Source organism: Clostridium culturomicium, assembly GCF_000821305.1.
In the GTDB taxonomy this organism is placed as follows: domain Bacteria; phylum Bacillota; class Clostridia; order Clostridiales; family Clostridiaceae; genus Clostridium_J; species Clostridium_J culturomicium.
The window spans coordinates 1,528,900-1,540,483 of record NZ_CCXK01000017.1; the positions used below are offsets into that span (position 1 = coordinate 1,528,900).

The 11,584-nt window shown below is 33.8% G+C and carries 10 protein-coding genes and 1 pseudogene; 1 reads left to right on the forward strand and 10 read right to left on the reverse strand.

Annotation, left to right across the window (positions count from 1 at the left end; translation table 11 throughout):
* Nucleotides 1-14 precede the first annotated feature (14 nt).
* From BN1075_RS19615 to BN1075_RS19635, 5 genes are all read right to left on the reverse strand, one after another.
* On the reverse strand, nt 15-1,346 hold the full coding sequence (locus tag BN1075_RS19615; protein WP_040195370.1) for an ABC transporter substrate-binding protein: 1,332 nt from the start codon (nt 1,344-1,346) through the stop codon (nt 15-17).
* Nucleotides 1,347-1,458: 112 nt separating this feature from the next.
* On the reverse strand, nt 1,459-3,294 hold the full coding sequence (locus tag BN1075_RS19620) for a sensor histidine kinase (protein ID WP_040194997.1): 1,836 nt from the start codon (nt 3,292-3,294) through the stop codon (nt 1,459-1,461).
* Nucleotides 3,295-3,439: 145 nt separating this feature from the next.
* Nucleotides 3,440-4,870 carry a phosphoglucomutase/phosphomannomutase family protein gene (locus tag BN1075_RS19625; protein ID WP_040194998.1) on the reverse strand — a complete coding sequence of 477 codons (1,431 nt, stop codon included), beginning with the start codon at nt 4,868-4,870 and terminating at the stop codon, nt 3,440-3,442.
* 16 nt (nt 4,871-4,886) lie between these two features.
* Nucleotides 4,887-7,277 carry a glycoside hydrolase family 94 protein gene (locus BN1075_RS19630; RefSeq protein WP_040194999.1) on the reverse strand — a complete coding sequence of 797 codons (2,391 nt, stop codon included), beginning with the start codon at nt 7,275-7,277 and terminating at the stop codon, nt 4,887-4,889.
* Between the two features lie 206 nt (nt 7,278-7,483).
* Nucleotides 7,484-8,599: an ABC transporter ATP-binding protein gene (locus BN1075_RS19635; RefSeq protein WP_040195000.1), complete on the reverse strand. Its 1,116-nt coding sequence runs from the start codon at nt 8,597-8,599 to the stop codon at nt 7,484-7,486.
* Between the two features lie 366 nt (nt 8,600-8,965).
* On the opposite strand from BN1075_RS19635, the gene BN1075_RS19640 reads away from it, so the two are divergent.
* On the forward strand, nt 8,966-9,589 hold the full coding sequence (locus BN1075_RS19640; protein WP_040195001.1) for a YesL family protein: 624 nt from the start codon (nt 8,966-8,968) through the stop codon (nt 9,587-9,589).
* A gap of 489 nt (nt 9,590-10,078) precedes the next feature.
* On the opposite strand, the gene BN1075_RS22395 is transcribed toward BN1075_RS19640, so the two are convergent.
* The 5 genes and pseudogenes from BN1075_RS22395 to BN1075_RS22400 form a co-directional block, all read right to left on the reverse strand.
* Nucleotides 10,079-10,207, reverse strand: coding sequence for a hypothetical protein (locus tag BN1075_RS22395; RefSeq protein ID WP_268871552.1), 129 nt, complete (start codon nt 10,205-10,207; stop codon nt 10,079-10,081).
* Between the two features lie 18 nt (nt 10,208-10,225).
* Nucleotides 10,226-10,306, reverse strand: a pseudogene (locus tag BN1075_RS22555) (ATP-binding cassette domain-containing protein); the annotation flags it as partial.
* Between the two features lie 94 nt (nt 10,307-10,400).
* The gene (locus BN1075_RS22305; RefSeq protein ID WP_407637985.1) at nt 10,401-10,799 is read right to left on the reverse strand and encodes a DUF1430 domain-containing protein; all 399 of its coding nucleotides are present in this window, start codon (nt 10,797-10,799) and stop codon (nt 10,401-10,403) included.
* 15 nt (nt 10,800-10,814) lie between these two features.
* Nucleotides 10,815-10,973, reverse strand: coding sequence for a hypothetical protein (locus tag BN1075_RS22310; RefSeq protein ID WP_235777839.1), 159 nt, complete (start codon nt 10,971-10,973; stop codon nt 10,815-10,817).
* A 326-nt stretch (nt 10,974-11,299) separates the two neighbouring features.
* Nucleotides 11,300-11,428, reverse strand: coding sequence for a hypothetical protein (locus tag BN1075_RS22400; protein ID WP_268871553.1), 129 nt, complete (start codon nt 11,426-11,428; stop codon nt 11,300-11,302).
* Between the last annotated feature and the right edge of the window lie 156 nt (nt 11,429-11,584).

An 11,584-nucleotide genomic window follows, 5' to 3' on the forward strand; every position in this document is an offset into this window, starting at 1 on the left:
CACTGTCTTATTTTTTATTTTGCTCTTTCAGCACTCATTTTTAATGCTTCGTTAAGAACATCTTCTGCTTTAGCTGCTCCTGTTGAAATCTTAACTACATTAGCAATGATAGATTTGTAAGCTTCTGGATCAATTCTTGAATCTGTTGGTCCTGAAATTGATGTAGCAGATTTGCTGTACTCTAGTCCTGATTTTCCAAGTGCTGTCATGTCAGCTGGTGGATCTACTGCTACTGCAGCTTGACCTGTTGCTCCGCCTGCTTCCCAATACTTAGTAACTCCAGCCTTATCAGTGTGAGCTGTTACAAATTTAACTGCTGCTTCCCTCTTAGCTTCATCTTCCCATGCCTTTTTAGTGATATAGAATCCTGAAGACATTCCTCCAACCATTGCGCCCTTTTGAGCTTTTTGGTCTTCAACTCCTGGGAATGAAGTTACAACTGTGTTTTCTTGATCTGTAACTCCACCAATTCTCCAGTTACCATCTAAAATCATAGCTGCTTTTTTATCATTGAACAATTGAATAACATATGCTTCATCAACTGTATCTGTATCTTCTGGGAATGCGCCCATATCTCTTAAAGTTTTAATAGTCTCAAGTCCTTTTACCCATTCTGCTGGTGCCTTCTCTGGAATAGATGTATAACCTTCTTCACCTGCAGTGTAAAGCATTAAGAACTCAACGAAGTAGTGAGGTACATTGTTTAAAGATACTGCAAATGGAATGATTCCATTAGCTTTGAAAGTTTCTATAGCCTTAACTAAAGATGCCCAATCTGTTGGGATTTCAACTTTATATTGTTCAAATAAATCCTTGTTGCAGAATAACCCTTCCCAGTATCCTGTAGTTGGTACAGCTCTCTTAACACCGTCTGTGTTAGTTACTGCATCTAATGCAGCAGGAAGTGTATCCTTAGCATAATCTGGATATTCCTTTTGAATATCTGCAATTGACATTAATTTGTCTGTTTGTACAACAGCGTTTGCAGTTGCATCTGTGAAGAATTGGATTACATCTGGTTCATTTCCTGAAGCGAAGTCTGTAGCAACCTTAGCTTTCCACTCTTCATCTGAAGATTGTGAATTATCTTCGATTGTTATGTTTTTATTTGCTGCCATAAATTCTTTGTTGATTTCTTGATAAGTTGCAGCATTAGGGTCTGTTCCACCAAACATTGATACTGTATTTAAAGTAACCTTCTGTGATCCAGCTTCTCCGCCTTGTTCCTGTGAGCTTCCTCCATCTGCTGGTTTCTCTTCTGAATCTTTGCTAGAACATCCAGCAACCATAGTAGCAAGCATTGTTGTAGTAATAACTGCTGCTAATATTTTTTTCAATTTAACCATTCTGTTTTCCCTCCCCATTATTAAGTACCCCTGATTTAAATGTTTTCATTGGGTAACCTTATAATATAATTATACTAACTCTTGGAAATATTATCATTGAACCGACTTGACATTATTTGTTTAATTTTGCTATATTTGAAATTATTTCCTCTCGAGCCTCGTCATCTTCCTCAGTATAAGGAATAGTAATTAGGGACCTGGTCTTATCCTCTGCTATGGGCTCAATAGTCAACCCATACCTTTTACCGTATATAAGCTTAATTCTTTCATTCACATTTCTAATGCCAAGGGATGCATGTTTTCCTGGAACTGGCTTTATAGCATCTGGATCACCAGATAGAATTTTCTTCACTCTCTCCTTATCCTCTTCAGTCATCGGCTTTCCTGTGTTCACAACTTGCACATATATTTTTTTATCATCATGATATATTTTTATTTCTATTACTCCTGTACTAACTGTCTCAATTCCATGAACAACAGCATTTTCAAGAATAGGCTGAAGAATTAATTGAGGCACCATTGCCTGAAGTAAATCCTCATCAATTTCCTTTTCAACCACAAGTCTTTTACCAAACCTCATAGATATAATATACAGATAGGCATCTGCACATCTTAATTCTTCAGATAGTCTTATTAATCTTTTATCTTCTCTATCCATATGATAATCAAGGACAGTACCAAGTGATTCTATCATCTTTGAAAGAGTAACATCTCCAGACATACGAGCCTGCCAGTTCATAATTTCTAAGGTATTATTTAAGAAGTGTGGATTAATTTGTGCCTGTAAAGCTAAAATCTTTGCATCCTTCCTTGCCAGTTTTTCATCATAAGCATAATCAAACAGGTATTGAACCTGCTTGGACATCCTATTAAAGGAATTCTGAAGATACTGGAACTGATGATTAGGCATATCTTCTCCATCAATAGCAACACCAAGCTTTCCACTTTCCATCTCCCTAGAAGCCTCCACCAGCTTACTAATTGGTGCCGTAATCTGCTTTTTTAGAAAATATATAATAAAAATCAGTATTGGTCCCATTATTAAAATAAGTATATAAATCATACTGTATAAATGATTAAGCTCTGCATCAATTACAGCCTTATCCACCATAAGTAAAAGCCCTAAATGATAATCATCATGCTTTTCCTCTAGAAAATAAGCATAATAATCATTGTCTTGTTTAATTATCAATTTATCTCTATAAATCGAAGAGTATTCCTCAAGCACTTCTTTCGCTAGATTAAATCGTTTCTTCTCCTCTGTAAAACCTGGTTTTAATACTAATCCATCTGCATCATTTATGCATAACCCCAAAAACTGACCTTCATCTAATGTAATATCTGAAAACATATTTTTTCTATTTAACTCAAGAACAAGGGTTCCAAACTTTTCGTAAGAGCTTATTGTGTAAACATTACGAACAATAAATATTCTTCCATCAACAACAATAACCTCAGCATAAGAAGAATCCACTTCTCTTAATTCATTAATAGCATCATGAACCTCTTCCATATAGCTTCCCATAGGATAATTATTGCTTGATAAATATGTAAAAGGATTATCTTTACCCTCTAAATAGAAAGCACATATATCGAACCTCTTATCCCAAAAGAACTTATTCCTTAAATTGCTGCTAATATTCATATAACAATCATTTCGTCCTTCGTTACCATCTGCTTTATATTGTTCCCAAGCCCTTTCAAGATAGTATTCATAGGATGGTTTTCTTGCGGCATCAATAGCCTCATCTAAATAATTAGAAATGAATACATCTGTACTTCTCAGCTTTTCAACAAACATATTTCTAAGTTTTCCTTGTATATTGTCCTTATAGGACGTTGTCATTGATAAATAAATAATAGTTATAGGCACTAACCAACAAAATATGCAAAACAATACAATATTTCTATTTAATGATTTTTTTCTAACCATCTTTTTTTCTTCCATAATTACCCTCCACAACCTTAATTATACGAATTATTTCCTTTATTTTCAATCATAAGGAATACCGTAAAGACTCTGGCATTCTAAAATTAAAAGCATCTACCCTCGGCAGATGCTCCCAACTTTAAATATTAATATATTTTACTTATTATTTTATTCCTAAAAACTCTACAAACTTATCACACATAGCTTCTGCTTCTTCTGGTGATTCCATCTCACAGAAGATTCTTAGAAGTGGCTCTGTGCCTGAAAATCTACAGATTATCCAGTCCCCATTTTTAAAGTAAACCTTGCAACCATCAAGATAAGAGACTCTTTCAATTTCTCTATCTATTTGTGGAAGGTGTTTTTGCACTAATAAAGTATTATAAATTTCAGATTTCTTTTCATGACTGAATTTATAATCACGCTCTGCCATATAAAGTGCTCCAAATTCCTCTTGAATATATTTTGCTATTTCAGAAAGCTTCTTTCCTGTTACAGCTATCATTTCAACTAAAAGAGCTGCAGCATAGATACCATCCTTACCATTAATATGACCACGAACCGTTAATCCTCCTGAAGACTCTCCTCCTATGATTGCATTAGTTTCCTGCATTTTTGATGAGATATGTTTAAATCCTACTGGAACTTCATAGCATTTTTCCCCTAGTTTTGCAGCTACTTTGTCCAGCATATGAGTTGTAGCTACGTTTCTAACAACTGGGCCAGTCCATCCTTTGTACTTAACTAGATAGTAGTAAAGAAGAACTAGTATTTCATTGGGATGAAGGAATCTCCCTGTATCATCAATAACTCCAATACGGTCAGCATCTCCATCCGTTGCAATTCCAATATCATATTTACGATCCATAACATAGTTTTGTAAGGTATGCAAAGTACTGGCTGAAGGTGATGGAAGTTTGCCTCCAAATAGTGTATCATGTCTCTCATTTATAACATCTAATTCACATCTTGCAATGGACAGGATAGTTTTTAAGGAAGTTTGGCTGACCCCATACATTGGATCAAGAGCAATTCTAAGTCCCTTATCTTTTATTGCATCAATATTAATAGCTTTTATTATATTGTCAATATACTCATTAAATGGATTGAATTCAACTACTAAGCCTTCCTCTAAGGCTTTATCATAGTCCATAGCTTCCACTTTATTTCCTTTAGCACATTCCTTTTCAACTATATCAATGTAACCTTCAATTTCTTTTGTCTGAACTTCATTTGCATCTCTGCCCCCTGCAGTAAAGACTTTAATTCCATTATATATTGCTGGATTGTGGCTAGCAGTTACCATCATTCCATAGGGCATTTCATGCTCCATTACATAATACATTACTAGTGGTGTTGGTGATGATCTATTAACAAAGTAACATTTTATTCCCTCATGAGCAAATACCTCACAACACCACATAACAGCTTCCTTGGAAAGGAATCTTCTGTCATAACCAATACATATCCCTTTGTCAGTTGCATCTTCATCCTGCATCTTCATAGCTAAAGCCTTTGCAAGCTTTTGAATATTTTCTCTTGTAAACTCATCCCCAATGACAGCTCTCCAACCACCAGTACCAAACTTAACCATTTATCATCATTCCCTTCTAACCCATAACTACTTTAATGTCATACTTCTTACCAGCTTCTCCTGGAAGAATCTTTGATGCTCTAACTCCATCTACATAAATTTCTTTAACTCCCTTTTCCACATGGTTTGGATTTTCAACTTGAATATTGAATGTTGCCCCTCTCCATTGTCTTTGAACGCTGAAACCATCCCAATCTCCTGGTATGCATGGATCAATTAAAAGCTCCTCAAGCTGCGGCCTGATTCCTAGCATATATCTTGTTGCTGAGAAGTATGCCCATCCACCTGTACCTGTCATAAATGGGTGTCTAGCCCTACCAAAGGCACTGTGAGCTTTACCTATAACGAACTGGCAGTATGAATATGGTTCAGCTTCTCTAATTTCTATCATATCATTTTGATAATATGGACAAAGTGCATTATAAAACTCCATAGCTCTGCTTCCACGTCCTAACATACACTCAGCAGCCCATGCCCATGGATTAGGATGGCTGAAAACTGCACCATTTTCCTTTAATCCTGGATAAACTCTAGTTACAAAACCTATATCCTCATTTGGAACTGTATAGGCTGGTGAGTTAAGCATTATTCCATATGGTGTAAATAGATGCTCGTAAACTGAATCCATGGCTTTAATACCTTTTTCATGAGATGCAGCTCCTGATAAAACTGCCCAAGCATTTGATTCAAGGTGTATTCTTCCCTCTACATCTTCAGCGGTTCCAATCTTTGAACCATTCTTTGTGATTCCACGAATATACCAATCCTTATCCCAAAGAACTTCTTCTCCAACAGCCTTAACCTTAGCTGCCATCGCTTCGTATTTTTCTATATCATCCTTTTTATCAACTATTCTTGCTAAATCTAAGAAGTTTTGAATTGCCCAATAATGTAAGAAGGATACCATAGCACTTTCTCCACCACCAAGGTTTAAGCAATCATTCCAGTCAGCACGAAGTCCCTTACAAACTCCTGTTGCTCCAACCTGCTCTGCAGAGAAATCTAAGATACGTGTCATATGCTCATACACAGTACCTTCTCCTCCATCAGCATAGGTTAAAACTCTATTAAGAAAATCTATATCTCCAGTTTCCTTAATAAATTCAGTGATAGCAGACACTAACCATAGTGCATCATCTGAACAGGTATCCTCTAAGCCATGAATCATATCCTTCACATTTGGTGTAGGAATCACTGTTGGAGATTTAAATGGTTTTACTTCATGATCTGGATCAAACCATTCTGGTTGGAATAAATGTAATCCATACCCCTGCGATACTAGACCTCTTAAAAGCTCCTCAAGTCTTTGTTTACACTTCTCTGGATTTGAGTGTGGAATTGTCATGGCATCTTGAGATGTATCTCTATAGCCAAGACCTGTTCTTCCTCCAACTTCAATGAAAGAAGCAAATCTTGAGAACATTACATTTATCTCTGCTTGGTATAAAGTCCAAGTGTTTATTAGTGTATTCATTCCTTCATTTGGAGTTTCAATCTGAAGTGCTTGCTGCTTCTTGTGCCAGAACTCTTTAAGGTCCGCATATGCAGCATCCACATTTTCAAAGTTACTGTACTTCTCACGAATAGCTCTTCCAGCATTTCTATTTCCTTCTCCAAGCATGAATACTAAACGTACTTCTTCTCCTGGCTGAAGCTCTATTCTTTTATGAAGAGATCCACAGTGATTGTTTCCAAGCTCAAAACTTCCGCTGCACTGCCCTCTTTCCACAGCTACTGGATTATCCTCAGTGTGGTAAAGTCCAAGAAATTTATCTCTTAAACAATCAAAGCTATCTGGTTGGAAGCTCGCTGTGAAATACTGATATCCAAACTCCTCATAGAATAAATCGTGTTCTATAATTCCATCTTCATAAGAAGAACCTGCAGCATACATACTCATTTGGAAGTTCTTATTATCCATATCAATATGGTGGAAGGAAAACTCTAAGTATGAGAATACACTAAGCTTTCTTGCCTTATCACCTGTATTCTTAATCTTTACATCCCAAAGCTCCACTGGATCAGCTATTGGAATAGAAAGCTTCTGCTCTGCATGAATTCCTGCATAATCACACTCATATACAGTGTAAGACATACCATGACGGCACTTATACTGCGCTTCCTCCAAGGATTTACCCACTGGCTGCCAGGATACACTCCAATAATCTGCTGTTTCATCATCTCTTAAATATACATAATGACCTGGTCTGTCCATTGGTACAGAGTTTCCTCTAAATCTTGTAACTCTGTGATACTCCGGTGATTTGTAAAATGTATAACCTCCAGCAGTATGGTTTATTACCGTACACATGTCTTTAACTCCTAAGTAGTTTGTCCATGATGTAGGTAAATCTAATCTGTCTATAACATATTCCCTTTTGTCATTATCAAAATATCCGTAACGCATGAAATACCCCCGCATAAAATTTTTTTATACTTTTTATATTTTCATATTATTTAATTGTAACTTCTCTTAAAAACCGTAAAGAAATACTCAAAGAGTAAGTTTGACTTAACCAAATCATAGATTTGGAATCTTAGATAAGGAAACTCCGCCTCACATTCGTTGGTGGAGTAAGTTCGAGTATCTAAATCATAGATTTAGACTCTCACTTAGTTTGTTATTGTTAATTCCGTTTCTTTATCAAACACATGAACTCTTTCCATATCTATTGCAAACTTAACCTTTTGACCTTGCTTCACATTAGCATGAGCATCAACTCTTGAAGTTACTGAAATCCCTTCTAAATCAAAGTAAAGGTAAGACTCTGCTCCAATTAACTCATAAACCTTAATTTCAGCTTCGAAAGAACTTTCTGGCATTTTATCAACAAAAACCTCATTTGCAAGAACGTTTTCTGGTCTTATTCCCATAACCACTGTCTTTCCATTGTAGCCTCCAGCAATAAGTTTTTTAGCCTTTTCTTCTGGTAATTTAAACTCTGACTTACCAATTACAAGGATCACTTCTTTTCCATTAACCTTAACTACTGCATCAAAGAAATTCATTTGTGGAGAACCTATAAAGCCCGCAACGAACAAGTTTTTAGGTGAATTATAAAGATTTAAAGGCGTGTCTACCTGCTTTATCTCTCCATCCTTCATAACAACAATTCTTGTTCCAAGAGTCATTGCCTCTGTTTGGTCGTGAGTTACATAAATAATTGTTGCTCCTAATCTTTCATGAAGCTTAGCAATCTCAATACGCATTTGAACTCTTAGCTTAGCATCAAGATTTGAAAGAGGCTCATCCATAAGGAATACCTTTGGATCACGAACTATAGCACGTCCCATAGCAACACGCTGTCTTTGTCCTCCTGATAAAGCCTTTGGCTTTCTCTCTAATAATGACTCTAAGTCAAGGATTCTTGCGGCTTCCCTAACCATTGTATCTATTTCATTCTTTGGAGTCTTTCTAAGTTTTAATCCAAAGGCTAAATTATCATATACTGTCATATGAGGATATAAAGCATAGTTTTGGAATACCATTGCGATATCCCTATCCTTTGGTTCTAGATTATTTACCACCTTATCCCCTATCTTAAGCTCACCGCCTGAAATCTCTTCAAGTCCAGCAATCATACGAAGAGTAGTAGACTTACCACAGCCTGATGGTCCTACAAAGATAATAAACTCCTTTTCCTCAATATCAAGGTTAAAGTCTTTTACAGCCTCAAACCCATTTGGATATACCTTTTTAATGTCTTTCAAAGATAAACTATTTGCCAATTAAATCTCCTCCTTAAATGAGTGTCCAAATCTATGATTTGGTTTACACGAATTTACTCCTTCGAATGCATATGAGAAGGAGTTTCCTTTAATAAATGTCCAAATTTTATATTTGGTTTACACGAAGTTAAGTGATAGTCTAAATTCTTGATTTAACTACTCGAACTTACTCCTTGGAACACTTCTCCGACTTCTTTTGAGAAAGAGTTTCCTTATTAAATGAAATATAATCAATATACATAATTCCTCAAACATCTTCATATTTATGTATATTGCTACAAAATATACCTTTAAAAATTTTTCATTTGAATTTTATGTCCTAGTAATTTATACTAAAATTAGATAATTTGGAAGGAAGTGCATATAATGAAACAATTCTTCAGCATGGACAATAAGTTCTTTGGCATAATGACTAGAATCGCTGATTTACTTATACTAAACTTTTTATTTCTAATCTGTTCTATGCCACTCATAACTGTTGGGGCATCTTTCACAGCCCTATATAGTGTAACTTTAAAGATGTCTACCAATGATGAAACTTATATGTTCAAAGGCTTCATGAAAGCATTTAAAGAAAACTTTAAAGCTTCAACTATTGTCTGGCTAATCTTCATTGCTATAGGACTAGTTCTTAGTGTAGACTTTTTCTTTGCTAACCTTTTCAGCAACCTGAAAATAAGTAGCATACTTAGAGTCATCTTCACCGGACTAGTAATACTAGCTTTTATAATGATTTCTTATGTATTTCCTTTAGTAGCTCAGTTCTATAACACTACTTTCAACTACATAAAAAACTCATTCTTAATGGCAATTTGTCACATTCCTCAAACCCTTGGAATTTTCATAATAAATGCTTTTCCTATAATTTGCTTCTTAGTTGGTTCTTACCTGCTTGCTTTAGGAACTGTATTCTACTTATTTATAGGCTTTTCTCTAAGTGCCTTTATTAACTCATTTATATTTAATAAAGTATTTGCAAACTATAAGTGACACTCCAAATCTTTGATTTGGTTAGTGAACTTACTCCTTCGAATGTATACGTAAAATAGTTTTCCTTAAAATTAAACTCAACCAGAAATTCAATGGTTGAGTAATATTTACTAATCAAATATCTGAGTATATCCTCAAGGGGGTCCCCCACACATAAACTGCTGACTTGATATGTAGGGGATTATTTAATGAAGTCACCTTGTAATGTCATTATACTTTTATAAAGATTTATTTTTAACTGTCAGTTGTGGGAATTTTTGAACATAATTGTTCTATTATTTGTAATTTATTATTTTGTAAAAAAATAAGACTATTTAGAGATATAAATCTTTACTTTAAAAAGCATAATCAATTAAAAAGAGTGATACAAAATAATTAAAATCATTTTGTATCACTCTTTTCTTATATACTTACATACTTATATACTTATCTCTTCTGCTTTCATAATACAATTACCTATTATGTTAAATCACAAAATCTAGAAGTAACTTACAGCTTTATAACTCTCTTTGCTCTTTCAGCCAAATCCAAATCATGAGTTACAAATACAATAGTTTTACCTTCATCATTTAGTCTTTTAAGTATTTCAAACACTATATCTCTATTTTCTTTATCCAAATTACCTGCAGGTTCATCTGCAAATATTATTTCGCATTTTTTTAATATAACTCTTGCTAAAACGACTCTCTGCTGCTCTCCTCCACTTAGCTCATATATCTTTTTCTTATTATGTCCTTTAGCCCTACAGACTCAAGGGCTTCATTTATTTTTTTAGTATGATTGATATTCTTTTGATACTTTAAAGCAATTTTTAATGCTCTCCTTTTATAATTTTACTAAATGAACTATTTGAGATAATTCTATCTAATAAAATAGCTATAACTATTTCTACAAATAAAATTAGTAGCCCAAATATGGCAATATTAGTTTTTACACTTATTATACTTGCTGCAATAGTTATCGAAATAGTATTTACTAAAACCAATGAAAGTATCAGTAATATATTTCTTGATATTGCTGAATATCCAAATAGCTTCTTGATATAGAGCTTATATTTATTTCTTTCATAGTAGCTAACAACTATGTTATAAGTAATCATCAGGTTTGAAACAGCAATTATTATTATTGTGAAAATTTCACTTCTTATCTCATTTTCTAATCTATCTATTCCTAATCCATATTCATTATAAACTGTGTACAGACTTTGTATATTTGCTTCTACACTTTAAGCCTTAATAATATTCCCTATATCTGCAAAGGCGTCTAGCTCTTTAGATTTAAAATATACACATCTAGATATATATGAAAAATAAGATGATTCATTAACATTATCTGTACCAATTATCGCTATAGGATCATCAATTAGATTTCTATTATCACTCATAATACTTGAATCATAGGTGAAATAACTTTGATTATTGTCTCAATATATTATATTTACTTCTAAATCTGACTTTTGTATATTATTTAGCTCAATATTTAACTCTCACTATACATGTTATCTACTTCTACTTTTTTAAAGTAAAATAAATCTATGAACTCTTCTTTTATTATATCTTCGTATTCTTGAAATTTTTTAGGTACTAATAAGTTTATAGTATTATCATTATGGTCTATTAAATCAAATACCCCCTTTACATTTACATAAATAGGATTAACCTCAAGATAATTTTTATTAATGGTTATATTCTTTCCATATTGACTTATATCCTAATTTTTCCCTTCAGAGTTAATCTCATATAAATAGATTCCATCTTCATCAAGTGAAAAATTTGATGTATCAATTAAGAAAGCATCTCTTCCATCTACCGCTGTTTGTAAAATTGGTAATCTTAACATTTCTAATTACTTCTTCCTTACTTAAAAATTCTTCCCCGGTATATTTAAGTTGAATATTATAAATATTTTTTGCTTTCTCCCATTCAGATAGATTTTCTAGTTGTGTTTGTAATATTTTATAATTTAAAACACAACTATTTATAGACAATATAAGAA